This is a genomic window from Salipiger aestuarii (genome assembly GCF_003259905.1).
In the GTDB taxonomy this organism is placed as follows: domain Bacteria; phylum Pseudomonadota; class Alphaproteobacteria; order Rhodobacterales; family Rhodobacteraceae; genus Salipiger; species Salipiger aestuarii.
Genome location: NZ_QLMG01000014.1, coordinates 1 through 25148, shown reverse-complemented (window position 1 = coordinate 25148; position 25148 = coordinate 1). Strand labels below are relative to the sequence as shown.

Annotated in this window: 19 protein-coding genes and 2 pseudogenes; 10 read left to right on the top strand and 11 right to left on the bottom strand. The window is 64.9% G+C overall.

Features of this window, described 5'->3' with window-relative positions; all coding sequences use genetic code 11:
- Window positions 1-35: 35 nt before the first annotated feature.
- Window positions 36-944 carry a LysR family transcriptional regulator ArgP gene (locus tag ATI53_RS09395; protein WP_009504750.1) on the top strand — a complete coding sequence of 303 codons (909 nt, stop codon included), beginning with the start codon at window positions 36-38 and terminating at the stop codon, window positions 942-944.
- Window positions 945-1106: 162 nt separating this feature from the next.
- Here ATI53_RS09395 and ATI53_RS09390 read toward each other — a convergent pair whose 3' ends face one another.
- Window positions 1107-1364, bottom strand: coding sequence for a hypothetical protein (locus tag ATI53_RS09390; RefSeq protein WP_009504751.1), 258 nt, complete (start codon window positions 1362-1364; stop codon window positions 1107-1109).
- A 117-nt stretch (window positions 1365-1481) separates the two neighbouring features.
- Here ATI53_RS09390 and pepN point away from each other — a divergent pair, with 117 nt between their 5' ends.
- A complete protein-coding gene (pepN, locus tag ATI53_RS09385; protein ID WP_009504752.1) occupies window positions 1482-4022 on the top strand; it encodes an aminopeptidase N in 2541 nt (846 codons plus the stop codon).
- A 204-nt stretch (window positions 4023-4226) separates the two neighbouring features.
- Here the strand turns inward: pepN and ATI53_RS09380 are convergent, their stop codons facing one another.
- On the bottom strand, window positions 4227-5078 hold the full coding sequence (locus ATI53_RS09380; protein WP_111550263.1) for a transglycosylase SLT domain-containing protein: 852 nt from the start codon (window positions 5076-5078) through the stop codon (window positions 4227-4229).
- Window positions 5079-5327: 249 nt separating this feature from the next.
- Here ATI53_RS09380 and ATI53_RS09375 point away from each other — a divergent pair, with 249 nt between their 5' ends.
- Window positions 5328-6656 (top strand): hypothetical protein, encoded by a 1329-nt coding sequence (locus ATI53_RS09375; RefSeq protein WP_240778570.1) that lies wholly within the window; start codon window positions 5328-5330, stop codon window positions 6654-6656.
- Complete coding sequence (gene gatB / locus ATI53_RS09370; RefSeq protein WP_009504755.1) at window positions 6644-8158, top strand: Asp-tRNA(Asn)/Glu-tRNA(Gln) amidotransferase subunit GatB; 1515 nt, start codon at window positions 6644-6646, stop codon at window positions 8156-8158. Before ATI53_RS09375 ends, gatB begins: the two co-directional genes overlap by 13 nt.
- 159 nt (window positions 8159-8317) lie before the next feature.
- Here gatB and ATI53_RS09365 read toward each other — a convergent pair whose 3' ends face one another.
- The 8 genes from ATI53_RS09365 to ATI53_RS09330 all read right to left on the bottom strand — a co-directional run bounded on the left by ATI53_RS09365 (window position 8318) and on the right by ATI53_RS09330 (window position 18145).
- On the bottom strand, window positions 8318-9628 hold the full coding sequence (locus tag ATI53_RS09365) for a DEAD/DEAH box helicase (protein ID WP_009504756.1): 1311 nt from the start codon (window positions 9626-9628) through the stop codon (window positions 8318-8320).
- A 282-nt stretch (window positions 9629-9910) separates the two neighbouring features.
- Entirely contained in the window at window positions 9911-11302 is a 1392-nt protein-coding gene (locus ATI53_RS09360; protein ID WP_111550262.1) for an amidase, read from the bottom strand.
- Window positions 11299-12219: a 2-hydroxyacid dehydrogenase gene (locus tag ATI53_RS09355; RefSeq protein WP_111550261.1), complete on the bottom strand. Its 921-nt coding sequence runs from the start codon at window positions 12217-12219 to the stop codon at window positions 11299-11301. The genes ATI53_RS09360 and ATI53_RS09355 overlap by 4 nt, the downstream gene beginning before the upstream one ends.
- Window positions 12216-13829 carry an ABC transporter ATP-binding protein gene (locus ATI53_RS09350; RefSeq protein WP_111550260.1) on the bottom strand — a complete coding sequence of 538 codons (1614 nt, stop codon included), beginning with the start codon at window positions 13827-13829 and terminating at the stop codon, window positions 12216-12218. Before ATI53_RS09350 ends, ATI53_RS09355 begins: the two co-directional genes overlap by 4 nt.
- Window positions 13826-14665: an ABC transporter permease gene (locus ATI53_RS09345; RefSeq protein ID WP_009504760.1), complete on the bottom strand. Its 840-nt coding sequence runs from the start codon at window positions 14663-14665 to the stop codon at window positions 13826-13828. The genes ATI53_RS09350 and ATI53_RS09345 overlap by 4 nt, the downstream gene beginning before the upstream one ends.
- Window positions 14662-15639 (bottom strand): ABC transporter permease, encoded by a 978-nt coding sequence (locus tag ATI53_RS09340; protein ID WP_009504761.1) that lies wholly within the window; start codon window positions 15637-15639, stop codon window positions 14662-14664. Before ATI53_RS09340 ends, ATI53_RS09345 begins: the two co-directional genes overlap by 4 nt.
- A 102-nt stretch (window positions 15640-15741) precedes the next feature.
- Complete coding sequence (locus ATI53_RS09335; protein ID WP_111550259.1) at window positions 15742-17289, bottom strand: ABC transporter substrate-binding protein; 1548 nt, start codon at window positions 17287-17289, stop codon at window positions 15742-15744.
- A gap of 85 nt (window positions 17290-17374) precedes the next feature.
- Complete coding sequence (locus ATI53_RS09330; RefSeq protein WP_111550258.1) at window positions 17375-18145, bottom strand: class II aldolase/adducin family protein; 771 nt, start codon at window positions 18143-18145, stop codon at window positions 17375-17377.
- 128 nt (window positions 18146-18273) lie between these two features.
- On the opposite strand from ATI53_RS09330, the gene ATI53_RS09325 reads away from it, so the two are divergent.
- From ATI53_RS09325 to ATI53_RS09310, 4 genes are all read left to right on the top strand, one after another.
- The gene (locus ATI53_RS09325; protein ID WP_111550257.1) at window positions 18274-18975 is read left to right on the top strand and encodes a GntR family transcriptional regulator; all 702 of its coding nucleotides are present in this window, start codon (window positions 18274-18276) and stop codon (window positions 18973-18975) included.
- Window positions 18972-20000, top strand: a complete 1029-nt coding sequence (locus ATI53_RS09320) for a histone deacetylase family protein (RefSeq protein WP_009504765.1) — start codon at window positions 18972-18974, stop codon at window positions 19998-20000. The genes ATI53_RS09325 and ATI53_RS09320 overlap by 4 nt, the downstream gene beginning before the upstream one ends.
- The gene (locus ATI53_RS09315) at window positions 19997-21274 is read left to right on the top strand and encodes an ArgE/DapE family deacylase (protein ID WP_111550256.1); all 1278 of its coding nucleotides are present in this window, start codon (window positions 19997-19999) and stop codon (window positions 21272-21274) included. Before ATI53_RS09320 ends, ATI53_RS09315 begins: the two co-directional genes overlap by 4 nt.
- Before the next feature lie 103 nt (window positions 21275-21377).
- On the top strand, window positions 21378-22760 hold the full coding sequence (locus tag ATI53_RS09310) for an aspartate aminotransferase family protein (protein WP_009504767.1): 1383 nt from the start codon (window positions 21378-21380) through the stop codon (window positions 22758-22760).
- 108 nt (window positions 22761-22868) lie between these two features.
- Here ATI53_RS09310 and ATI53_RS09305 read toward each other — a convergent pair whose 3' ends face one another.
- Window positions 22869-23819 carry an MYG1 family protein gene (locus tag ATI53_RS09305; protein WP_111550255.1) on the bottom strand — a complete coding sequence of 317 codons (951 nt, stop codon included), beginning with the start codon at window positions 23817-23819 and terminating at the stop codon, window positions 22869-22871.
- A 335-nt stretch (window positions 23820-24154) separates the two neighbouring features.
- Between ATI53_RS09305 and ATI53_RS09300 the strand changes: the two are divergent.
- Window positions 24155-24381 (top strand): annotated as a pseudogene (locus ATI53_RS09300) (IS3 family transposase); the annotation flags it as partial.
- A 64-nt stretch (window positions 24382-24445) separates the two neighbouring features.
- Window positions 24446-25056: pseudogene (locus tag ATI53_RS23865) on the top strand (transposase); the annotation flags it as partial.
- Window positions 25057-25148 lie beyond the last annotated feature (92 nt).

Genomic DNA, 25148 nt, shown 5'->3' with positions numbered 1-25148 from the left:
TAGCGCAATTATCTTACCCTTGTTAAGTTTTGCTAATGTCATTCGACCCCGCCCAGCTGTCCGCCCTTGCGACCGTCCTGCGTTTTGGCAGCTTCGAGGGGGCCGCTCGGGCGCTGCATGTCACCCCGTCCGCCGTGTCCCAGCGCATCAAGGCGCTGGAGGATCGCGTGGGCGCCGCGCTGGTGATCCGCGCCAGCCCCTGCACCGCGACGCCCTCAGGTGCGCGCCTTGCCCGCCACGCTGACGACATCGCGCTTCTGGACGCCGCCCTGCTGCGCGAACTGGCGCTGCCTGCCGCCCCTGCCCGGCTGCGCATCGCGGTCAACGCCGACAGCCTTGCGACGTGGTTCCTGCCCGCGCTTGCCGGTCAGGACCTGCTGTACGACATTCTGCTGGATGACGAATCGCATTCGGCGGGATGGTTGCGCCGGGGCGAGGTATCGGCCGCGATCACCGCCCATGGCCGCCCCGTCCAGGGCTGCGCTGCGGTGCCGTTGGGGGCGTTGCGCTATGTGGCCACCTGCGCGCCGGACTTTTACGCCCGCCATTTCAGCGAAGGCGTCACCACGCTGGCGCTGTCTCGCGCGCCGGTGCTTCAGTTCAACGAAAAGGACATGCTTCAGCACGATTGGCTGCGCGACACCACGGGCGAAACGCTGGCGCCGCCCGTTCACCGCCTGCCGTCTTCGCACGGGTTTGTCGATGCAACGGTGTCGGGACTCGGCTGGGCGTTAAACCCCGAACCGCTTGTCACGGGCGCGCTCCGCTCGGGCGCGCTGGTGACGCTTGGCCCGCACGCACCACGCGACGTGGCGCTGTACTGGCAGGTCAGCCGCCTTGTCGCGGGCGCGATCAGCGAGCTGACCCAAGCGGTCCGCCGGGCGGCGGCTCTGACGTTGCGCCAGAGGTCTTTGATCATACCCGGCGACCGCGAACAGCCCTGACGGGGCCATCGCCCGGCAAGTTGGCCGCGGAAAAACCCGGGGGGCGCCTCCGCGCCATGCATCGGTCCTGATCCGGGCCGATGCCCCGTGACAACACGCCCGAGACAACACGCCCGAGCGGGGGCAAAAACGCCCGTGCAGGCAGGGTCACGCCGTCCGGGTTCAGTCAGACCCGGCAGGCACCGTGTTCGTGGTTTCGGCGTCGCGCGTGGACGGAGCGTTGGGATCGACCTCTTCCACCTGGCCGGTGAAATCGTCCATCCGTTCGACCGGGGTCTCGGGTTCGCTGCCTTGGCTTACGGTCCACAACAGCCAGCCCAGGAACAGGATGGCCACAAGGCCAAGCCCACCCCACATGCCCCAAAGCGGCGCGCGGTGCTGCTTTTCCTGTTTGTCGATGTCGGTGTCGGGTGCAGACATGACGTCCTCCTGCGATTTGCGGGCGCGTGGTTGCCGCGCCCTGCTCAACGTCCTAACACTTGAACGACGGCGTTGGTTCCAAGGCGCCTCAGGCCCCAAGCCACGACAGGACCCCGAATGAAAGACGCAAGCCCCCAGACCATCTACCTTGAGGATTACACCCCGTTCGGCTGGCGCATCGCCGAGGTCCACCTGACCTTTCGCCTGGCTCCGCATGCCACCCGCGTCCTGTCGCGCATCCGATTCGACCCCGCCCCCGACGCCCCGGAGCAGGATTTCTTTTTGCACGGCGAAGACCTGACGCTGATCCGCGCGGCCATCGACGGCGCCGAAATCACGCCCGCCCTCAGCCCGCAGGGGCTGCGCTGCGCGGTGCCGGACGGCAGTTTCACCTTCGAGACCGAGGTCGAGATCGCCCCTGCCGCGAACACCGCGCTTGAAGGGCTGTACATGTCGAACGGCATGTACTGCACCCAGTGCGAGGCCGAGGGCTTTCGCAAGATCACCTATTACCCCGACCGCCCCGACGTGATGGCCACCTTTACCGTGCGGATTGAGGGCACCGAGCCGGTCAAGCTGTCCAACGGCAACCCCGGTGGCAGCGGCAACGGCTATGCCGAATGGCACGACCCCTGGCCCAAACCCGCCTATCTGTTCGCCCTTGTCGCGGGCGATCTGGTGAACCATCCGGGCAGTTTCACCACGATGTCGGGCAAAGAGGTCGCGCTGAACATCTGGGTCCGCCCCGGCGACGAAAACAAATGCGCCTGGGGTATGGAAAGCCTGATCGCGTCGATGCGCTGGGACGAAAAGGTGTATGGCCGCGAATACGATCTGGATGTGTTCAACATCGTCGCGGTGGACGATTTCAACATGGGCGCGATGGAAAACAAGGGGTTGAACGTGTTCAACTCGTCTTGCGTGCTTGCATCCCCCGAAACCAGCACGGATGCCAATTTCGAGCGCATCGAGGCAATCATCGCCCACGAGTATTTTCACAACTGGACCGGCAACCGCATCACCTGCCGCGACTGGTTTCAGTTGTGCCTCAAAGAGGGGCTGACAGTCTATCGCGACAGCCAGTTCACATCGGACATGCGCTCGCCCGAGGTGAAGCGCATCGGCGATGTGATCGACCTGCGCGCCCGCCAGTTCCCCGAGGATCAGGGGCCCCTGTCCCACCCCGTCCGCCCCGAAAGCTTTCAGGAGATCAACAATTTCTACACCGCGACCGTCTATGAAAAAGGCGCCGAGGTGATCGGGATGCTCAAGCGTCTGGTCGGCGATGATGCCTACGCCAAGGCGCTCGACCTCTATTTCGACAGACACGATGGGCAGGCCTGTACCATCGAAGACTGGCTGGCGGTGTTTCAGGACAGCACCGGGCGCGACCTGACCCAGTTCAAACGCTGGTATTCCCAGCCCGGCACCCCCCACCTGTCGGTCACCGAAGACTGGCAGGACGGCACCTTCACCCTGACCTTCGCCCAACACACGCCCGGCCAGCAGGACGCGCAGCCCCAGGTGCTGCCCATCGCGGTTGGCCTGCTCGGCCCCAACGGGGACGAGGTCGCGCCGACCAGGGTGCTGGAAATGACCGAAACGCGGCAAAGCTTTGCCTTCGACGGCCTTGGCGCGCGCCCGGTGCCGTCGATCCTGCGCGGCTTTTCGGCCCCCGTGGTGCTGGAACGCGCAACCTCCGCCAGCGAAAAGAGCTTTCTGCTGGCCCATGACACCGATGCTTTCAACCGCTGGGAGGCGAACCGCGATCTTGCCCGCGCCTGCCTTGAGGCAATGGTGACCGAAGGCACCGAACCAGACGATGCCTGGCTGGGCGCGCTGGAACAGGTGGTGCGGGACGATACGCTGGACCCGGCTTTTCGCGCCCTGATGCTGGCCCTGCCCACGCAGGCGGAAATGGCGCAGCATCTGCATGCGAATGGCGTCACGCCGGACCCCGACGCGCTTTATGCCGCATCGGAATCCCTGCGCAACGCGATGGCGGCGCGATGGTCGGGCTGGCTGGGCGATCTGCGCGCGGCCTGCACCGTCGATGCGCCCTATGATCCCGGCGCCGGGCAATCGGGCAAACGCGCGCTTGGTGGGGCGCTGCTGGCGCTGCTGACCCGGCTGGACGGGGGCGCGGCGGCGCAGGCGCAATTTGATGCCGCCGACAACATGACGCTGCAACTGGGCGCGCTTGGCTGCCTGGTGCAGGCCGGGACCGAACACGCCGCCCTCGCCCGCTTTGCCGAACAATGGCGCGGCGACCGCCTGGTAATGGACAAATGGTTCGCGCTTCAGGTCGCCGCCACCGCGCCCGAAAACGCCGCCACGCGGGCCGAGGCCCTGACACGCCACCCCGATTTCGACTGGAAGAACCCGAACCGCTTCCGCGCGGTCTTTGGGTCTCTGGCGATGAACCACGCAGGCTTTCACGCCAGGGACGGGCGCGGCTACCGGCTGCTTGCCGACTGGCTGATCCGGCTGGACGAAAAGAACCCGCAGACCACCGCCCGCATGTGCTCGGTCTTCCAGACCTGGAGACGATATGACAACGCCCGGCAGGCGCTGATGAAAGCCGAGCTTGAACGCCTCGCCGCCAAGCCCGGACTGTCGCGCGACGTAACCGAAATGGTCACGCGGTTGCTGGGCTAGGCACGGGCCAGTCACGGGCGCGTCGCCAGCGGGACAGGGCGGACCAGACCAAACACAAGGAAGCACAAGGCGCCGCCTCCCGATCGGGCGGCGCCTTGTGCTTCATCTTGCAAAATAAACTCCGGGGGGCGCGCAGCGCGGGGGCAGCGCCCCCTCTGACGGTTCCGCCCTTCTCGGCCGGCCCCGCCCAAGCGTTCCACCGGTTCAGTCGATGGGGCTGGTGTGCGTCTGGGCCCGGCTCAGGCCCGATGTGGCGATCACCGGATCAATGCCGCGGCGCAGGATCGCACCATCGACCGCATAGGCAATCACGCCGTCAAAGGCCGGCAGATGCGGCCGCGTCCGGGCAATACCTGCGTTTGCAAGCAGCGCGGGTTCGCCCCAGCTGTCGGGCCGCGCCACCGGCTTGAGCGATTTCGGCAGGCCCGCGCAATAGGATTGCGACCGCGTCCAGGCGATCATGTCCTCGCGCTTGTTGCGCGAATGGAACGGCCCCCAATCGGCGGCGACGCCGCGCATGTTGCGGCTGACCACACGGTCCCGCGACACGGTCTTGGCCATGATCCGCAGCCCGCAGGCAAGGTTCATCCTGGGATCCTGAAGCGCGGCCCCGCTGCGGGCCTGACAATTGTAAAGCCGGGCGGTCGATGGCAGGATCTGCAACAACCCGTACCACAGCCCGCCTCCGCCCACGGCGGTGGGGCGGTAGGTGCTTTCGTGCTTGGCCAGCGTCGATACCAGTCCGACCCAGAACGCCTCGCGGTCCTCGCGTCCGGCGCTCGGGTAGGCGGGGCACCAGGTCGAAATGTCGTCGGGCACGATTTCCGGCAGGCGTTCCGCCGGCCCGCGCAACGCCGACAGCGCCGCCAGCGACCATTGCTTTCGGCCACCGGACGTGCCCCAGCGGGCCTCGGGAATATGCACGCGCCGCGGTGTTGGCCGCAGCGAAACCGTCACCGCCTGAACCGACGGCACAGTCGGAAGCGGCGCAGAATCTGCAAAAGCGGTTCCGGCGAACAGCAGAGCCGCGAAGATCGTAAAAACGCGATGTGTCATGGCTGCGACATGCCACACAGCGCGGAACCGGTAAAGCGCGCGCGCCGCGCGCCTGGTTCCGACCCGCGAACAACTTGCGGGCCGACTACGTTAACCCATTGGGATTCAATGTGGCGTCGGCTGCGCGCCGGTGCGCGGAATGCCGCCCATTCATCGCAGCCTTGCCCAAGATGCGCCCGAATTGAGGAGCAGTTTCTCATCATATCCCGCCCCCGAGACCCCATGTTCAGCTCATCGAGACCCCATTTCATGTTCCATTCCGTGCGTGCGCTCGGCAAGCGCGTGACATCGTTTCACGCCACGGCCCACCCCGCTGCGTCTTCGGACGAAGGCGTTCCGGACTGCCCGCCCGAGAACGTACGGCCCCAGGTGGACATCCCCATCCGGTCGATGTCGCCCGATGCGGCAGAGCAGGGGCGTATCCGCATACAGGGGCGCTATCTCGCAAGGCAGGACGACTGGGAAACGCTGTCCTGCGGCCTGCGCCAGGCCGATGAAGACCGCGCCGCCACTCTGGGCGGAACGCCCGTGGCGCGCCTTCTGGGCGAGGGGGCCGGGTCCGACGCCGTCGACAGCGCCTGCGGCGCGGTCTCGCGCAACGATCCGACCGCTGCCCGCGCCATCCTTTACTCCTTGCGCGACTGCATGGACCGATCCGAGGAAGACGCCTGGCTCGCCCACACCCTGGCGCTGGCGCATCTTGCCGTTGCCCGTGCCTGGGAAGGACCGTCGGGCGCAGGCACCACACCCGAATTCGGGGCCTTGCGCCATGATGCCCGCGCCCAGCATCTGGAGATCGCGCATCGGTTGATCTCGCGTTTCGATCCGATCGAATGCAACTCTGCCGCCATTGCCGCCCTGCGCTGCGCGCTGGTCGAGGTCGATGCCCGGCCCGCGTGCCGAGTCATCGACGATTACGAAGACCTGATCGATCTGGATCCGGCCTGCGCGGACCATATGCGCGCCCTTGGCCGCGACCTTGTCCCGTCGCGCTTCGGCAGTTGGGAAAAGCTGGACCGCGAGGCACGCCGCACCGCCGCGCGCGTGTCGGACGTCTGGGGGATGGGCGGGTACAGCTGGGTGTGGTTCGATGCGCTTTGCTCGGGCGAGACACGGGGATTTGCCTATGTCGAGGCAGAGCTGTTCGTCGAAGGTCTGCATGACATTCTGGCAAGGCGCCCGGATCAGCACATGGCCAATACGCTGGCGGCCTATTGCGGGCAAAGCCTGTCGGGGGCGGCCTCGTCGCGCGCACCACGGGCGCGGATTGCCGACAGCTTTGGCTGGATCGTACAGGATCATCTACGCGAAATTCACCCCGACATCTGGGCACGCGCGCAGCCGAACCCGAGCGCCCCGGGCACGGCCGGGATACAGCGCGCCGGAGGCACCCGCGCGCTGTCGGCGCTGCGGGGCCATTTTGCCCACCAGCTGGAACGCGGGCGCACGGTACGCTTTACCGAAGCGGGCGTTGCTTTGGAACCGACGCCCTGTGTCCCCTGCGCCCTTGCCCCCTGCGCCGGTCTGACGTATCCCCGACGCGATCAGCGCGACGAGGATACAGCATGCTTGACCTGACCTACGAGTCCCCGAAACCCAAGGTCATCGCCGGGGCAAAACACGACTGGGAACTGGTGATCGGCATGGAAATCCACGCCCAGGTCGCAAGCAAGGCCAAGCTGTTTTCCGGCGCATCGACAATGTTTGGCGCCGAGCCGAATTCCAACGTCTCCTTCGTGGATGCGGCGATGCCGGGAATGCTGCCGGTAATCAACGAATACTGCATCGAACAGGCGGTGCGCACCGGGCTGGGCCTGAACGCGCAGATTAACCTGTCCTCGGCGTTCGATCGCAAGAACTACTTCTATCCGGATCTGCCTCAGGGCTATCAGATCAGCCAGCTATACCATCCGCTGGTCGGCGAGGGCGAGGTGATCGTGGACATGGAGCCGGGAATTGCGCGGCTGGTGCGTGTCGAACGGATCCACGTCGAACAGGACGCGGGCAAGTCAATCCATGACATGGACCCCAACATGTCCTTTGTCGATCTCAACCGCACCGGTGTGGCGCTGATGGAAATCGTCTCGCGCCCGGATATTCGCGGCCCCGAAGAGGCTGCCGCCTATGTCGCCAAGATCCGTCAGATTCTGCGCTACCTCGGCACCTGCGACGGCAACATGCAGAACGGCAACCTGCGCGCGGATGTGAACGTGTCGGTCTGTCTGCCGGGCCAGTACGAGAAATACCAGGCCACCCAGGATTTCGGCCACCTTGGCACCCGCTGCGAGATCAAGAACATGAACTCGATGCGGTTCATCCAGGCCGCCATCGACCACGAGGCCAGGCGCCAGATCGCCATTCTGGAATCGGGCGGCTCTGTGGATCAGGAAACCCGGCTGTACGATCCCGACAAGAACGAAACACGCTCGATGCGGTCCAAGGAAGAGGCGCATGATTACCGCTACTTCCCCGACCCGGACCTGCTGCCGCTGGAGATCGAACAGGCGTGGATCGACGACATCGCCGCCTCGCTGCCCGAGTTGCCCGACGCCAAGAAGGCGCGCTTCGTCAAGGATTTCGGCCTGTCGGAATATGATGCTGGCGTGCTGACCGCCGATGTCGCCAATGCGGCCTATTTCGAAGATGTCGCAGGCACCGCAGGCGACGGCAAGCTGGCCGCCAACTGGGTCATCAACGAGCTGTTCGGCCGGCTGAAGAAGGAAGGCCACGACATCACCGGCAGCCCGGTCAGTCCCGCTCAACTTGCGGGTATCGTGCGGCTGATCAAGTCGGACGCGATCAGCGGCAAGATTGCCAAGGACGTGTTCGAAATCGTTTACACCGAAGGCGGCGACCCCGAGGCCATCGTCGAAGACCGCGGCATGAAGCAGGTGACCGACACCGGCGCCATCGAAGCCGCGGTGGACGAGATCGTCGCCGCCAACCCGGCGCAGGTCGAAAAGGCCAAGGCAAACCCCAAGTTGGCGGGCTGGTTCGTCGGCCAGGTGATGAAGGCGACAGAAGGCAAGGCCAACCCCAAGGCCGTCAACCAAATCGTCGCCGCCAAGCTCGGTCTCTGACGCTCCTGTTCGGGAACAAACGTAAAAACGCCCGGGCGATCTCCGCGCCCGGGCGTTTTACATCTGTGGCTCCAAAGATTTTTCGTACGAAAAATCTTGTTTTCGAAGAACCCAGCACCCAAAAATCTTCGTACGAAGATTTTTGGGTCGATTCGAAGCTCAAGCCGCCTTGCGGCGCGGACGACGACTGCGGGGGCCCGTCGTGCCGGGCTTTCCAAAGGCTTCGGACTTGGGGCCCGACGGCTTGCCGCTCTTGCCCTGCCCGCCGCGCGGTCCGCCACCGCCGCCGCCACGACGACCGCCACCACCGCGGCGACGCTGCCCGCTGCCAGCCACATCAGAAGGCGCTTCGCCGCTGGCGACCGGAATATCGATCTTCATCAGTTTTTGGATCTGGCGCAACAGATCGCCCTCATCCGGGGCGCAGAAGGCGATGGCTTCGCCCTCGCGCCCGGCGCGCGCCGTGCGGCCGATGCGGTGGACATAATTGTCCGGCACTTCGGGCAGGTCGAAGTTGACCACATAGGCCACGCCCGGAATGTCGATGCCGCGCGCGGCCACATCGGTGGCCACGAGCACCGTGATGGTGCCGTCGCGGAACGCCTTGATGGCACGGTCGCGCTGGCCCTGGCTTTTGTTGCCATGGATTGACGCGGCGTTGAACCCGTCGGCTACGAGGCCCTTCATCAGGCGTTCCGCGCCGTGCTTGGTACGCGAAAACACCAATGTCAGCGCGTCCATATCCTTGCGCAGAATCTCGCGCAGCTTGGCGGGTTTGTCGTTCTTATCGACGAAATGCACCGACTGCGTGACCTTGTCCGCGGCCTTACCCGGTGGCGACACCTGCACCTTGCGCGGGTTGCTCAGGTAAGCCGAGGACAGCTCTTCCATCTGCTTGGGCATGGTCGCCGAAAACAGCATCGTCTGGCGCGGCGTGCCCAGCTTGGGCGCGATGCGGCGCAGCGCGTGAATGAAGCCAAGGTCCAGCATCTGGTCGGCCTCGTCCAGCACCAGCTGACGCACGGTGGACAGATCGACCGCGCCGCGGTCCATCAGATCGATCAGACGGCCCGGTGTCGCAACTAGAATGTCCGTTCCGCGCGACAGAAAGCTGATCTGGCGGTTGATGGACTGCCCGCCCACAACCGTGGCGACCCGCAGCTTGGACCCGTCGGTCAACTGACGCAGGCTGTCGGCGATCTGGTTGACCAGTTCGCGCGTAGGAGCCAGCACAAGCGCCTTGGCGCACTTGGGCGCAGGCTTGCCCGGCTCTTTGAGCAGGCCGTCGATCAGCGGCAGGCCAAAGGCAAGCGTCTTGCCTGTGCCGGTCTGCGCGAGGCCGAGCACATCGTGCCCCTCCAGCGCCAGCGGGATCGCCTGGTTCTGGATCGGGGTGGGTTCCTTGAACCCGTTCTTCTGAAGAACCTCGGTGAGAGACGGAGCGAGGCCGAGCATGTCGAAGTCGAACAAATCTTATCCTTTGCGGGCCGTGTCCGGGATCGGTTCACGGCAAGACGCCACCCGCCCCTGTCGGGGGCGGCATGGCCAGGGTGTCGCGCGGGCCTCTGACAGCGCGGGCGTGTCCCGCGACCTGCTGGCCATTCGCGTCCAGAACCCTGCGTGATGGGGAACCGTAGGTGTGACACCGATGCGCTCATGCCGGGAAATCATCCCGAGGGGCGCGGCTAGCTCACGCGGCAGCGCGGCGTCAGGTCCGCAAATGGGGCCTGACGCCGCCTGTGTCAAGCGCTATCAGCTCACGAGACCGGGAAAGCCGAATCCCCGTTCAAGGATTTCGCCCGCGTCCAGACAGATGTCTTCGCGCCATGGCGGGCAGACAAGCTGCACCCCCGACGGTACGCCGTCCTGCACGTCGGATGCGATGGAAATCGCCGGGATGCCCAGCACCGGGATGGCGATCTGGGGCAGCATCACATCCCAAAGGTGGGCGATCATGTCGCTGCCTTCCAGATCCTGATCCTGTCGAAACGGCAACTCGGCGCAGTTCGGCATCAAGACCACCGGGTAATCGGCCAGAAACGCACGCCACGCGCGGATCAGCGCGGCACGGCGGATGAACAGCTCGCCGAACCGCTTGACGTCGATCTGGGCAGCGTGGTCCGCATAATGGGTCAGCAGGGCAATGGCGCCCGCGTCGCCTTCGCGTTGCGCGGCGTCCAGTTTGGTGGCGTGGTCGTCCGACAGCCACAGGTCGATCTGCAACTCGACCGCTTCGCGCATGTCCGGGACGACAGCGGGCACATCGACCTGCCAGCCCGCCTCACGGAACATCTGCGCCGCGCGTTCCAGATCCGCCACGATGCGGGGGGCTGTGTCCATTCCGCCGGGGTGAGTCACCAGGGCGACACGGCGGCGATACGCGGGGCCGATCAGGGGGACAGGCGCGCTCCAGACATCGTCGGGTGCATAGCCGGCCATGCCTTCCAGCCCCAGCCGCAGGTCGTCGACGCGGCGCGCCAGCGGGCCGGACACCGCCATGAGCTGCGGTCCGATGCCCCGGTCGGCGCCCGAGTGATTGAACATCGGCACCCGGCCGGGGGTCGGACGCAGGCCCTGAATGCCACAGGCATAAGCCGGATAGCGAATCGACCCGGCAATATCGGTGCCATGCGCGATATGCCCCATGCCCGTGGCAATCGCGGCCCCTGCCCCGCCCGACGATCCCCCGGCGGTCAGCCCATCGTGATGGGGGTTCCTGGTCGCGCCGTAAAAATCATTGGTGGTGAACCAGCGATAGGAAAAGGCGGGCGTGTTGGTGCGACCGATGACGATCGCGTCCTTCTGGCGCATGTGACGCAGGAACGGCGTGTCCTGCGTCGCGATCACATCGCTGTAGATCTGGCAGGAATTGGTGCTGGCATAGCCCTTTTGATCCGAAAGCACCTTGATCGTCACCGGCACGCCCGCCAGAGGCCCCACCGGCCTTCCCGAGGCGATGCGCGCGTCCAGTGCCTCGGCCTCGGCCAGCGCATCGGCGCCGCAGTTCTGCACGATGGCGTTGACCTTCGGGTTCATCCGGATCACGCGGTCAAGCGTTTCGCCCACCACATCGACGGCACCGATCGCGCCGGACCGGATGCGGGCTGCCAGTTCGCGGGCGGAGAGGGCGTTGAGGTCGGTCATGCAAAGGTCTCTTTCGATGGGTCGGATCTCATGCGCGCGCGCACCGAACGCACGACAGCTTCGGGGACCGGGATGCAGGCACTGTGCGGCGTCATGAAAACCCTCTCATGCGCCCAGAACGGGTGATCCGCCGGCAGCGGTTCGGTTTCAAAGACATCGACAGACGCCCCCGACAGGTGGCCGCTGTCCAGCGCCGCGATCAGCGCGGGTTCATCGACCTGCCCGCCGCGCCCGACGTGAATCAGCGCCGCCCCCTGCGGCAGCCTGGCCAGAAAGCCGGCGTCGATCAGGCCGCGCGTCTGCGGTGTCAGCGGCAGCACGTTGACAAGGATATCCGATCGCGCCACGAAATCATCCATTTGTCCGTCGGTGAAATGGGTGACCCCCGGCTCGGGCGGATCGGGCATACGCCGGGCATAACCCTGCACCGGATAGCCCAGCGCCACCAGCGCCTTTGCCACCGCTCGCCCCATGTGGCCAAACCCCATCACGCCGATGCGCTTGCTTCGCGGCGACAGCCCGGTCGCCTTGCGCAACCATTCGCCGCGCGCCTGGGCGGCGCGGATGTCGAACATCTCACGCTGGTGCCACTGGACGTGAAAGACGCAGAACGCCGCCATCTGAAGCGCCTGATCGGGGTCTTCCAGCCGATAGACCGGCAGGCCTTCGGGGCGCGACGGGCAGGTGTCGATGGCATCCTGCCCCGCGCCGATGCTGAACGCCGCCTCCAGGTTGGGATATGGCGTGAACGCATCGTCGCCGGGAACGAAGGTCAGCATGAAGCGCACGTCTTCGGGGCGGTCGATGTCGCGCGGGGCGCGCAGGTCGATTTCAGGTGCCAGCCGTTCGAACAGGGGCACAAAGCGATCTGCAACATCGAGCCGCGAACAGGTGGCAACACCAAGAATCCGGGTCATGCTGGCACCTTCTGGTTGTCCCAATCCGCGCCGGGCACGGCGGCGAGCAGTTGCTTCGTGTAATCCTGTTGCGGGTTCAGGAAAATGTCGTGCACGGTGCCGATTTCGACCAGCCTGCCCTTTTGCATCACCGCGATGCGGTCACACAGCTGGGCGGCGACGCGCAGATCGTGGGTGATGAACAGGATCGACAGGTCCATCTTTTCGCGCAGATCGCGCAGCAGATCCAGCACCTGCGCCTGGATCGACACGTCGAGCGCCGACACCGCTTCATCCGCGATGATAAGCTCGGGGTCCATGGCCAGCGCACGGGCGATGCCGATGCGCTGGCGCTGTCCGCCGGAAAACTCGTGGGGAAAGCGGCTGGCGGCATCGGCCCCAAGCCCGACGATATCGAGCAGTTCGCGGGCGCGGGCGACGGCCCGCGCCTTTGGGATGCCGCGGGCAATGGGGCCATCGGTGATCGCGCCGATGATGCGCTGACGCGGGTTGAGAGAGGCATAGGGGTCCTGAAACACCATCTGCACCTTGTGGCGCTGCTTGCGCAGATCCTCGTCCGACAGGGCGGCAAGATCGGTGCCCCCGACCAGCACCTGCCCCCCATCAGGCGTGACCAGACGCACGGCGGTGCGCCCTAGCGTGGATTTCCCGGACCCGGATTCACCCACCAGCCCCAGCACCTCGCCGCGCGACACGGTCAGCGACACATCGTCCACCGCGCGCACCTCGCGCGGGGCACGAAACAGCCCGCCCCCGGTGCGATAGATCTTGCGCAGCCCCTTGATTTCCAGCGCCGGACTGTCGGAAAGGACGCGCCGTTCCGGCAACACCCCGGTCGGGATCGCCGCAAGCAGGCGCCGGGTGTAGCCGTGCTGCGGCGTATTCAGGACCTGCGCGGCGGGCCCCTGTTCGACCACCTTCCCCTCGCGCATGACGATGACCCCGTCGGCGATTTCAGCCACGACACCAAAGTCATGGGTGATGAACATCACCGCCATCCCGCGCCTGTCGCGCAGATCAAGGATCAATTTGAGGATCTGCGACTGTGTCGTCACGTCCAGCGCGGTGGTGGGTTCATCGGCGATCAGCAGCTTGGGCTCCAGCGCCAGAGCCATGGCGATCATCGCCCGCTGACGCTGCCCGCCCGACAGCTGAAAGGGATAGGCGCGGATGATCTTTTCCGGATCGGGCAGCTGCACCTCGCGGATCAGGTCCAGCGCCTTTTTGCGCCGTTCGGCCTGGGTAAAGCGGTCATGCGCGGCAAACACCTCGGTGATCTGATCGCCGATGCGCATCAGCGGGTTCAGCGCCGTCATCGGTTCCTGAAAGATCATCGCGATGGAGGCGCCGCGCAGGGCCATCTTGTCGGCCTCGGGCAGACGCAACACATCGCGCGCCTCGAACAGGGCGCGGCCCGCCTTGACGGCGACTCCGGGAGGCAGCAGCCCCATCAGCGCGTTGGCGGTCATGGATTTTCCCGACCCGGATTCACCGACCACGCACAGGATATGGCCCTTGTCGATGGTCATGCTGACGTCTTCGACCGCAAACGGCCGGTCGGCCCCTTCGGGCAACCCGATGGTCAGATGTTCAATGGCAAGCGTGCTCATGCGCGGCCCTTTCGTGACAGGTGCGGGTTGAGCGCGTCGTTCAGCCCTTCTCCGATCAGGTTCAGCGCCAGAACCGTGATGATGATCGCGACGCCGGGGAAAAAGCTCAGCCACCAGCTGGACCGGATGACCGTGCGCGCCGCCCCGATCATGTAACCCCAGCTCATGGCATTGGGATCGCCAAGGCCCAGGAAGCTTAGCGAGCTTTCCAGCAGGATCGCCGTCGCCACCATGAGCGAGGCCATGACGATGATCGGCGACACGGTGTTGGGCAGCACCTGACGGATCAGAATGCGGTGCTTGGACAGCCCCGCCAGCGTCGCCGCATCGACGAATTCGCGCTTGCGCACCGACATGACCTCGGCCCGCACAAGCCGCGCGACCGGGGGCCAGGACACGATGGCGATGGCCAGCGTGATCGACGCGAGCGAAGGTTCAAAGATCGCCACCAGCACGATGGCGAGCGCAAAGTTGGGGATGGTCTGAAAGAACTCGGTAAAGCGCATGGCGCCCTCATCCACATAGCCTCCATAGAACCCGGCCAGCGCGCCCAAAGGCACCCCGATGAGCAGCGCCACCAGCGTCGACACAAGCCCCACCAGCAGCGACACCCGCGCGCCATGCGCCAGTTGCGAGGCCACATCGCGCCCCAGCGTGTCCGTGCCCAGCGGCAAGCCATCCACCGCAAACGGCGCGAGAAACGGGCGTTGTACCATCTGCCAGGGGCCGTGCTCGAAGATCACCGGCGCAAGCAGCGCAATGGCAATGACCCCGATCAGCAGGACGACTCCGACAATGGCCCCGATATTGGTGCGAAAGCGTTTCCAGAAGCTCATGCGCGGGCTCCGATCCGGGGGTCCACAAGGCGGTAGACAATGTCAGTGACGATGTTGAACAGAATGACCATGGCGGCAGACACAAGAAAGACGCCCAGAATGGTGTTGTAATCGCGCGCGGCAAGGCTTTCGAACATCAGCCGTCCGATACCGGGCCAGGCAAAGACGGTTTCGGTCAGCACCGCCCCGCCGATCAGCTGCCCCGCTTGCAGACCGGCCAGCGTGACCACCGGCAAAATGGCGTTGCGCAGGATGTGCCGGCGGCGGATCACCGCCCCCGAAAGCCCCTTGGCCCGCGCGGTTTTCACGAAATCCGCCGTCGACACTTCGAGCATCGAGGCCCGCGTCATGCGCATGTAGACCGCCATGAAGAACAACCCCAGCGTCAGCGCTGGCAGAACGAGATGCCTGGCGATGTCCAGCGCGCGGTCGAACCCGGTGTACCCGGCCCCGACGGTTTCATACCCGAACCCCGGTAGCCAGCCGAGCCAGACCGAAAACACCAGCACCGCCATCAGCGCCGCCCAGTACAGCGGCGTGGCGTAAAACAGCAGCGCGAGCGCGGTCAGCAGGCTGTCCTGCGGTTTGCCGACCCGCGCGGCGGCAGCGACCCCCAGCGCGATGCCGAACACCAGCGAGATGACAAAAGCGGTCAGCGTCAGTAACAGGGTGGCGGGCAGCCGCTCGGCGATCAGGTCGATCACCGGCGCGCCCTGCCGAAAGCTGTAACCCAGGTCCAGCTGCGCCACCCCCGAGACGTATTTCCAAAGCTGCACACCAAAGGGCTGATCGAGCCCGAAGCGTTCGCGCAACTGTTCGATCATCTGCTCGTCGGCAGCGCCTGCCTCGCCGGCAAGCACCACGGCAGGGTCTCCGGGGGCGGCGTGCAGCAGGCAGAAGTTGAGCACAGCAATGGCAAGCAGCGTCAGCGCAGCCTTGAAAAGCCGCGCGGCAATGATGGCGAGAACGGACATGCCGGTCGCTTTCTCTTCTTGGAATGGGAAGGCCGGGCGCAATCTGCGAGCGGAGCGCGAAGAAAATTTTTAGGACTAAAAATTTTCGCCCGGCCGCAGTGTTTACTCTTCGATCCAGGCGTTGCGCGGGCCGTCATTCACGCCAATCCCGGTGGTCACCAGATCCTGCACGTTGCACCGATAGATCGTCGGGTATTCCAGTTCCAGCATCCAGGCCACGGGCACATCGTCGACGATTTCCTTCTGGATCTCGTCATAGGCGGCCTGGCGTTCCTCGGGCGAGGTCATGGTTGCGGCGGCGAACCACTTTTTGTCAAGCTCGGGGTTGTTGTAGCCCTCGACATTGTTCCACGGGCTGCCCTTTTCGATGCGATCGGCGGTGTAGTTGCGCGACACGCCCAGCGCGGGATCGCCGTACTGGTAGAGATAGGTGAACGCCATGTCGTAGTCCCACTGCGACGTCTTCTCGTTCCAGCCGGCAACGTCAGCGCTGTCGATTTCGACGTTGATGCCGACCTCGGACAGGTTCTGGCGCACCGCTTCGGCCCAGCGCTGCCACGTTTCGCCATAAGGCAGCGGCAGGATGCGCACCGGTTCGCCGTCATAGCCCATGTCGTCCAGCAGCGTCCTGGCCTTGTCGGGGTCGTGATCGTAGATCGTCACGTCGTCGGTATAGAAGTTCGTCACCGAAGACACCGGCCCCGTCGGCACCTTGCCAAAGCCGTTCCACACCACGTCGCGCATGAATTCACGGTCCATCGCGTACATGATCGCCTGACGGAAGCGCACGTCCGCCATCGGACCTTCGCGGTTGTTCAGCCACATCCAGGCGTGGGGGGCAAAGAACTCCCAGCCCTTGCCGGTGGAACAGACACCGTCCATTTCGGTCAGGCGCGGGATGTCCCAGTTTTCCACCGACCCGCCGGGCAGCACATCGACTTCGCCGGTTTCGAACGCAACCGCGCGACTGGCGGCATCGGGGATCACGCGATAATATACCTCGTCCAGATGGGGCAGACCGTCGACGTAGTAGTCTTCGTTCTTGACCAGATGGATATAGCTGCCCTTCACCCATTCATCGAACTTGAACGGACCGGTGCCGATGGGCGTGGCGTTCATTTCGTTGTTGGCAAAGTCAGTGCCTTCATAGATGTGCTGGGGGATCATCGGCATGGTCGCCGCTTCGAACACGCTGATGAAGGGGCCGAAGGGTTCCTTCAGCTTGAAAACGGCCGTCAGCGGATCCGGCGCCGTGATGCTGTCGACATAGGCCAGCGAGGCGCGCAGGCGGGCGTGGGTTTCGGGCAGGAAGGTGCCGGCGCTGAACACCACGTCATCGGCGGTGAAATCCTCGCCATCGTGCCATTTGACGCCTTCGTGCAGCTTGAACGTATAGGTCAGACCGTCGTCCGACACTTCCCAGCTTTCCGCCAGACCCGGCATTGGGTTGAGGTCGGTGTCATAGCGCAGCAGACCCTCATAGATGTCACCCGCGACCAACTGCGCCGGGCCGTTCTGCACGAGGCCCAGCATCAGCCCCGGCGGTTCGGGTTGAACGACGATGTCGAGCCGCCCGCCGTCCTGTTGCGCGGCAAGCGGTGTCGCAAGCGCGGCCGCGATGAGAAATGTTGTCGCTTTCAGATGTTTCATGGCTTTCCCTGTTTTTCCGTCGTTTCGATGGAATGCGGCCTGTCTTGACGCAGGATCGCATGGCCCGGAGCGTACCGGGGGTGTTCTACCCGGCCCAGCCGGGAAGCTTTGTGTCGAGCAAGCGCAGCATCGCGGCCCATTCGGGGTCGCGCTCGCCGCCCTGCTCGATCTTGTCATAGGCGCGGGCGTATTGCGCGGCCGTATGTGCCGCCAGATCATCCGGCAGCACCATCGGGGTCAGCCCCATGCCCAGCGCGGCCACCTGCGCCTTGCAGGATCGTTCGAGGTTCAGCGCGTATTTCATCGCCTCGGCGACCGACCGGCCCAGCAGCAGCGTGCCGTGATTGCGCAGCAGCATCACCCGCTTGTCCCCCAGATCGGCCACGATGCGCGCGCGTTCTTCGAGGTTCAGCGCGATGCCTTCGTAATCGTGAAAGGCGAACTGGCCAAAGAACTGCGCCGACCACTGATTGAGCGGCAGCAGACCTTCGCGCACCGACGACACCGCCACACCGGCGACCGTATGGGTGTGCAGCACGCAGACCGCATCATGGCGCGCCATGTGAACCGCCGAGTGAATGGTAAAGCCCGCGGCGTTCATGCCAGCGCCACAGGGGTCATCGACCACCGCGCCGGTTTCATCCACGGTCACCAGATTGTCCGGCGTCACCTCATCGAACCGCAAGCCATAGGGGTTCAGCAGGAATCGCTTTTCCCCGCCCGGGCCATCGGGCAACCGGGCCGAGACATGGGTGTAGATGCTGTCATCCATACCGTAAAGCGCGATCAAACGGTAGGCAGCCGCCAGATCGCGCCGCAGAGCGCCGACCGTGTCGCTTGTCATCCCGTCGGGCATCCCACCTCTCCTTGCCATCGTCGAGACCAAAGGAAGGGCAATTTTGCACCTTTCGTCAAGTCGATTGTCGACAATCGACGGATATACAATTAGCCTTGACTGGAATTTCACCTCAGCAGAGGCCCGGCATGGATGTAGACACCGACGCAGGCGAACTTGGGCCGCTCGACCGCGAGGGGCTGGTTCAGCGTGTGGCGCGCAGGCTCAGCAAGGCCATCGTGTCCGGCCAGCTGCCCGCCGGGCAGCGGCTGAGCGAATCGGTGATCGCCCGGCGGCTTGGCACCAGCCGTGCGCCGGTACGTGAAGCGGCGCGGCTGCTGGAAAACTCGGGCCTTGTGACCTATCAGCCCAACCGCGGCTTTTTCGTGCGCAGCTTTACCCCGACCGAACTGGACAACCTGTACGAATTTCGCATCGTCATCGAACTGGCCGCCGTGCGCCGCCTGATCCGCGAAGGGGACAGACAAACCGTGCCCGCCCTGTGTGCCCAGATCGACGTGCTGCACCGCGTCGCGGAACCCGGTCATGACATGCTCACACAGGTCGAGGCCGACATGCAGTTTCATCGCCTGATCTGCAACGGCGCGGGCAACCCGCGCTTTCTGGCGACGTTTGAGCAGATCGCGCTGGAAACCGAGCTGACCATCATGCTGATCGGCAAGCTTTACGACGATGCACACCGCTTGGCTGACACCCATGTGCCCATCGTCGAAGCGATCCAGGCAGGCGACGCGCCCGCCGCCTCTGACGCCATGTTCCATCACCTCGATGTCGCCCGCAGCCTGGTGACCGAGCAATTCCGCAAACTGGAAGGCGAAAAACCGCTATGAGATGCTTTTACGCGCCGGAAACCGAAGCGCATGACCCGATTTTTCGCCTGACCCATGGCAAGGTGCTGCGCAACGCCGAACAGGCAGAGCGCGCGCGGCTGCTGCTGGCGGGGCTGGACCAGTTGGGCCTGCGCGCCGAACACCCGTTCGAAGCGCCGGACGCGGCGCTGGAGGCCGTCCACACGCCCGATTTCCTGGATTTTCTGGAAACCGCATGGGATGAGTGGCAAACCCTGCCCAATGCCGGCCCCGAAGTGGTGCCGAACGTCTTTCCCGACCGGTCCATCGCGACCTACCCCAAGGCCATCGTCGGGCGTGCGGGCTGGCACATGGGCGACACCTCGGCCCCTGTCGGAGAACACAGCTGGCGCGCCGCCCGGCGCGCCGCCGATTGCGCGATTGCCGCCGCCGACGCGGTGCTGAACGGCGCGGCCTCGGCCTATGCGCTGTGCCGTCCGGCGGGGCATCACTCCAGCGCCGAAATCGCATCCGGGCATTGCCTGCTGAACAATTCCGCCATCGCCGCGGCGCGCCTGCGCGACGGGCATGACCGGGTCGCATCGCTGGACATCGACGTTCACCACGGCAACGGCACGCAGTCGATATTCTATGATCGTGCCGACGTGATGACCGTCTCCATTCACGCGGACCCGTCCGACTATTACCCATTCTTCACCGGCTACACCTATGAAACCGGCCTTGGCGAAGGGCTGGGATTCAACCTGAACCTGCCGCTGCCGCGCAGCACCACCGACGATGTCTGGCTGGACAGCATGGCGCAGGCGCTGGTTGCGATCCGCGATTTCAAACCTGGCGCGCTGATGCTCAGCCTCGGGCTGGACGCGCATGAAAACGATCCCCTTCTGGGGATGAAGATCAGCTTTGACGGCTTTCGCCGCGCGGGCGCGATGATCGCCGCCGCAGGCTATCCCACGGTGATCGTGCAGGAAGGCGGTTACCTGTCGCCCGATCTGACCACCTCCCTGGTGTCGTTCATGAATGGCTTTCTGGGACGCGACGCATGACATCCGACCTGACAGGAATGATCCTGCGCGCCGTTGATGACGGGTTCGAGCAACAGATCGCCTATACCGAAACCCTTGGCCGCTTTCCGTCCTTGCGCGGGCAAGAGGCCACCGCGCAGAATTTCCTATACGCCGATCTGAAAAAACGCGGCTATGCGATGGACCGCTGGACCATCGACGTGGATGACATCAGATCGCACCCCGGCTTTTCCCCCGTCGATGTCGATTATTCCAATGCCATCAACGTGGTGGGCACCCTGCGGCCGCGCAGGGAAACGGGCCGCTCGCTGGTGCTGAACGGCCATATGGACGTGGTGCCCGCCGGCCCGCCGGATATGTGGACCACCCCGCCGTTCGCCCCCAGGCGCGACGGCGACTGGCTGTACGGGCGCGGCATCGCCGACATGAAGGCCGGCATCGCCGCCAACGTGTTCGCAGTCGAGGCGCTCAAACGCATTGGCTACCGCCCCGCCGCGTTGTTGTACCAGCAATCGGTGATCGAAGAGGAATGCACCGGCAACGGCGCCCTTGCCGCCCTGCTGCGTGGCTATAACGCCGATGCCGCGATCATCCCCGAACCCGAGGATGACAAGCTGGTGCGCGCCAACACCGGCGTGCTGTGGTTCCGCGTCCGGGTTCAGGGCGCCCCGGTCCATGTGCGCGAGGCCGGCAGCGGCGCCAACGCGATCGAGGCCGCCTACGACGTGATCCGCGGCCTGCGCGCGCTGGAAGCCGACTGGAACGCCCGCAAATCCCAGCATCGCTATTTCGAAGACCTCGACCACCCGATCAACTTCAACGTCGGCAAGATCGCGGGCGGCGACTGGGCCTCGTCGGTGCCGGCATGGTGCGAAATCGACTGCCGCATCGCCATCTACCCGGGCACATCTGCCGCCGACGCCGCGCGCGAGATCGAGACCCATCTGCGCGCCGCCGCCGCCAAGGTGCCGTTTCTCGCCAACAACCCGCCGCAGGTCACCTGGAACGGCTTCTTCGCCGAAGGCTATGTGCTGGAAGAAGGGTCCGACGCCGAGGCAACGCTCGCCCGCGCGCATCTGTCATCCTATCACCAACCGCTCGAATCCTTCGTCACCCCCGGATACCTCGATGGGCGTGTCTTCGCCATCTATGGCAAGACCCCCTGCCTGGTCTACGGCCCCTATTCCGAAGCGATCCACGGTTTTGACGAACGCGTCAGCCTGTCCTCGGTCAAACGTGTCACCGGGGCGATTGCCCTATTCATAGCCGACTGGTGCGGGCTGGAAGAAATATGATCAAATTCCCCGTGACCTTTGCCCCCGCCTTCCCCTAAGCTTCGCAGCAACACGGACCCCCGAGTCCCTGCCCCCTGCCCTTTCAGCCAACACGGAGACCCCGATGAACCAGCGCCCCAATTCGCTTCACGCATCCGACATCGCCCATTCGATGCACCCCTACACCAACATGCGCGCGCATGAGGAAAAGGGCCCGATGATCATCACCAGGGGCGATGGCGCCCGCGTCTTCGACGATCAGGGCAAGGAATATATCGAGGCGCTGGCGGGCCTGTGGTCGGTCGCCGTGGGCTTTTCGGAAACCCGCCTGGCCGATGCCGCCTACGAGCAACTGAAGAAACTGCCCTACTACCACAGCTTCGCCCACAAGGCGCATGAACCGTCCATCCGTCTGGCCGAAAAGCTGGCCGAAATGACCCCCGAGGGACTGAACCGCGTCTTCTTTACCAACTCGGGGTCCGAGGCGAACGACACCGTCATCAAGATGGCGTGGTTCCTGAACAACGGTCTTGGGCGCCCCGAAAAGAAGAAATTCCTCGCGCGGAACAAGGGCTATCACGGCATCACCATCGCCTCCGGTTCCCTGACCGGCCTGCCGAGCAACCACAAGGATTTCGACCTGCCCGCGATTCCGGTCACCCACCTGACCACGCCGCATTACTGGCGCTGCGCCAACGAGGGCGAGTCCGAGGTGGCATTCACCGCCCGCCTGTTGAAAGAGCTGGAAGACACCATCCTCGCCGAAGGCCCCGAAACCATCGCCGGGTTCATCGGCGAGCCGGTGATGGGCGCGGGCGGCGTCATGACGCCTCCGGTCGGGTACTGGCCCGGCGTTGCGGAAATCTGCGCGAAATACGACATCCTGCTGGTCGCGGATGAGGTCATCAACGGTTTCGGGCGCACCGGCGCGCCGTTCGGCTGTCAGAAATACGGGTTCACGCCTGACATACTGGTGACCTCCAAGCAGCTCACATCGTCCTATATGCCGCTGGCCGCGATCGTGGTGAATGACAAGGTCTACAACGCCATCGCCGACAACACCGCCAAGCTGGGCACCTTTGGCCACGGCTTTACCGGATCGGGCCACCCGGTCGCCTGCGCCGTGGGACTGGAAAACCTTGCGATCATCGAGGAAAACGACCTTATGGGCAATGCCGCCCGTCTGGAGCCGATGTTCCAGGACGGCCTGCGCAAATTCGCCGATCACCCGCTGGTGGGCGAAGTGCGCGGTGTCGGCCTGATCGCCGGGGTCGAGATGACAAAGGATCGCGCCACCAAGACCGCGTTCGAACCTGCGGGCGCGATGGCCACCAAGGTGGTGGCCCTGTGCGCCGAAGAAGGCCTGATCGTGCGCAACGTCTATGAAACCGTCGCCTTCTGTCCGCCGCTGATTGTCACCGAAGACGATGTCGCGGAAATCCTCGCGCGGTTTGGCCGTGCGATGGACAAGGCGCTGGACTGGGCGAAAGCCGAAGGAATGCTGTGATCCTCGTCCGCTGAAGGCCCCGGGGACTGCCAAGGCCCGGACGACGATGTCCGGGCCATTTTTGCGCATCACGGGGCTGCCAAAGCGGCGGGCGGTCGCTGCGGCGTGTCAGACCTGCGCCTGCACGCGTGCGGTGTCGGCGCCCGCCTCGTCGACCGCCAGCGCCGCCATGCGCAGCGCCGCCTCGCGGCTGCGCGCTATGGCCAGGAACCGCCCGTTGTGACAGAATTTCGCCCCTTCGACGCCGGTCGCGGCCTCAAGCGCCTTGTCGGTCAGCCCCGCCCAAGCCTTGGGCAGATCGGCGCGTTGTTCAAAGGTGTTTTCGCCGATGCGAATACCGGTCAGGGCCCAATCCGTGTCCCGCGGGTGAACCACGAACAGCAGATGATCGGCGCCTGCCTCTTCGATCGCCGGGCGGAATGGCATGCCCCGCGGCAGTTCCATCACCTTGCCGTCGCCCGCCGCCCGAATAGCATCCGCAACGATGCCCGCAGCGCGGACCTTGGCCGCCTCGCGGTTCAGGTTGGATTCGACAAAGGCACGCGCGATGGGTAGCGCCGCCGCAAAGGCCCTGTCATCCGCGTTCGGGTCTGGATCGTCGAACACGGGCTTGAGGCTCTCCAGCAACACAGGCAGCGTCAGACGCGCCAGCAGCGGGCCAGCCGATCCAGGGTCGACGGCGCCGTTGTCCATCAGGTCGATGGGCAGCACGAACCGCTCATCGAACTGGGCATGGACCGCATCTATGTCGCCGGCAGGCAACCCCAGCGCGGCAAGATAGTCGCGCCCGAACCTGTTCCAGACCAGACCGAACGAGCTGAAGGGCTGGCCGTCCGGGCGCTGGGGGGTGGGCCGCTGGTGGTGATCGAACACGCCCTGGGCCGGGTCATACTGCTGGCCGACGTCATAGATGATGCGCGTTCTTGCGGGGGCGATCCATTCGGGGTCGCGGCTGCGCACGAGCTGGGCGTCGGGAAACAGCCGCGTCAGGATCACCGATGACAGAAGCTCATCGGCATGGAAACCGCCGGAATGGGTGACAAGATGTGTGATCTGCATCGATTTAGACGCTCTTTGAACTGAAGTCGCGCCCTTGGGGGGCAATTGTCGCCGCTATTGCCGCATTTTCAGGCGAAACGCGAGTCCGGTTGTCTGGACGGCGATCAGATCGCTTCGCGCTGCCTCGCATTTCTGTTGTCTCCTTCGCCGCGCTTGTACGGGGGTAACCGCTAGAAGTTACCGAATTGCTATCGCCTACGGGCTGCAACTGCATGGTCAAACGTGGTTTTCGACGTCTTACTGGGCCCGATTCAACTGTAACGCGAAACGTCCGGTATCGTCCAGCCCTCAGGCGCGCGGGGCGGGGGGGGGCGGATCGCCCCTCGCGCCGGCATTCTGGACGGCCTCCCCGCCACATCGTTGGGGCGGAACGCCAGATGGTTCACTGCCAAGCGCAACCTGCACCGGACGCAGAACTGCGGGGACGTCTGCGACATCTTGGCCTGCCAACGAACGCCGGCGGTTCGGCTACCGGATGCTATTCGACTTGCTGCGTCGTGAGGGCAAGGCGTCCGGCATCAATCGGATCTGCAGGTTTTACCGCGAGGAAGGCCTGACGGTTGCCCCGCTCCCCCCCAAAGTCCTCGGTTTGAAGTCAGTCTGTTCTGCCAACGAAAAGACAGACGATGCGGCAGCGCCGGTTTCGCGATGAGGAGCTCATTGGCATCCTCAGGGAACACCAGGCTGGCACTGGTCCCAGGGAGCTGTGCCGGAAGGGAAGCATGGCATCAGCGATGGCACCTTCTGCAAATGGCATTCGAAGTATGGCGGCATGGAAGTGTCCGGGGCCAAGCGGCTGTAGGTCCTCGGGGCTGGGAATGCCAGGCTCGGGAAGATGCCGGGCGAGCATATTCGGGATGTGGCCCCGCCGAAGGAAATGCTGGTGAAAAACTTCTGAAGCCCGGCGCAGGGCGACGAGCTTTGGACCGGGCCAGGACAGGGAAGAACGACCACCAGCGGCGGGTCTGTGCCCTGGCCGGGATTGATCCGCGCATCTGTCGGCTGCGCTCAGCCAGGTCGACGCAGGCCGGGCTGCGGGAAAGGCTCAGGGAGCTGTCGGGGTGAACGGCGGCGCTTTGGGTATCGCCGACTGCATCTGCTGCTCGCGCGTGAGGGCGGGCAAGTGAACTGGAAGAAGCTCTACCGGATCTCCCGGCAAGAGCGTCTGACAGTGCGCAAACGCGGCCGCCGCAAGCGCGCGATCGGCACGCGCGCACCTATAACCAGCGCTGAAGGGGTTTTGTTGCACAAATCCTGGACTGAGCGGACGCCCCCTTTCCCCGGGCACATTTATGCTACGGCCTCTGTGACAGGTATGCCGAGAGCGGT

What these genes read in the sequence shown, in the direction of transcription:
- ATI53_RS09310 (WP_009504767.1), top strand. Translation starts at nt 21,378, where the DNA reads ATGAACCAGCGCCCCAATTCGCTTCACGCATCCGACATCGCCCATTCG.
- ATI53_RS09390 (WP_009504751.1), bottom strand. Translation starts at nt 1,364, where the DNA reads ATGTCTGCACCCGACACCGACATCGACAAACAGGAAAAGCAGCACCGC.
- ATI53_RS09360 (WP_111550262.1), bottom strand. Translation starts at nt 11,302, where the DNA reads ATGACCGACCTCAACGCCCTCTCCGCCCGCGAACTGGCAGCCCGCATC.
- ATI53_RS09335 (WP_111550259.1), bottom strand. Translation starts at nt 17,289, where the DNA reads ATGAAACATCTGAAAGCGACAACATTTCTCATCGCGGCCGCGCTTGCG.
- ATI53_RS09330 (WP_111550258.1), bottom strand. Translation starts at nt 18,145, where the DNA reads ATGCCCGACGGGATGACAAGCGACACGGTCGGCGCTCTGCGGCGCGAT.
- ATI53_RS09395 (WP_009504750.1), top strand. Translation starts at nt 36, where the DNA reads ATGTCATTCGACCCCGCCCAGCTGTCCGCCCTTGCGACCGTCCTGCGT.
- ATI53_RS09340 (WP_009504761.1), bottom strand. Translation starts at nt 15,639, where the DNA reads ATGTCCGTTCTCGCCATCATTGCCGCGCGGCTTTTCAAGGCTGCGCTG.
- ATI53_RS09350 (WP_111550260.1), bottom strand. Translation starts at nt 13,829, where the DNA reads ATGAGCACGCTTGCCATTGAACATCTGACCATCGGGTTGCCCGAAGGG.
- ATI53_RS09315 (WP_111550256.1), top strand. Translation starts at nt 19,997, where the DNA reads ATGACATCCGACCTGACAGGAATGATCCTGCGCGCCGTTGATGACGGG.
- ATI53_RS09375 (WP_240778570.1), top strand. Translation starts at nt 5,328, where the DNA reads ATGTTCCATTCCGTGCGTGCGCTCGGCAAGCGCGTGACATCGTTTCAC.
- ATI53_RS09325 (WP_111550257.1), top strand. Translation starts at nt 18,274, where the DNA reads ATGGATGTAGACACCGACGCAGGCGAACTTGGGCCGCTCGACCGCGAG.
- gatB (WP_009504755.1), top strand. Translation starts at nt 6,644, where the DNA reads ATGCTTGACCTGACCTACGAGTCCCCGAAACCCAAGGTCATCGCCGGG.
- pepN (WP_009504752.1), top strand. Translation starts at nt 1,482, where the DNA reads ATGAAAGACGCAAGCCCCCAGACCATCTACCTTGAGGATTACACCCCG.
- ATI53_RS09305 (WP_111550255.1), bottom strand. Translation starts at nt 23,819, where the DNA reads ATGCAGATCACACATCTTGTCACCCATTCCGGCGGTTTCCATGCCGAT.
- ATI53_RS09345 (WP_009504760.1), bottom strand. Translation starts at nt 14,665, where the DNA reads ATGAGCTTCTGGAAACGCTTTCGCACCAATATCGGGGCCATTGTCGGA.
- ATI53_RS09380 (WP_111550263.1), bottom strand. Translation starts at nt 5,078, where the DNA reads ATGACACATCGCGTTTTTACGATCTTCGCGGCTCTGCTGTTCGCCGGA.
- ATI53_RS09355 (WP_111550261.1), bottom strand. Translation starts at nt 12,219, where the DNA reads ATGACCCGGATTCTTGGTGTTGCCACCTGTTCGCGGCTCGATGTTGCA.
- ATI53_RS09320 (WP_009504765.1), top strand. Translation starts at nt 18,972, where the DNA reads ATGAGATGCTTTTACGCGCCGGAAACCGAAGCGCATGACCCGATTTTT.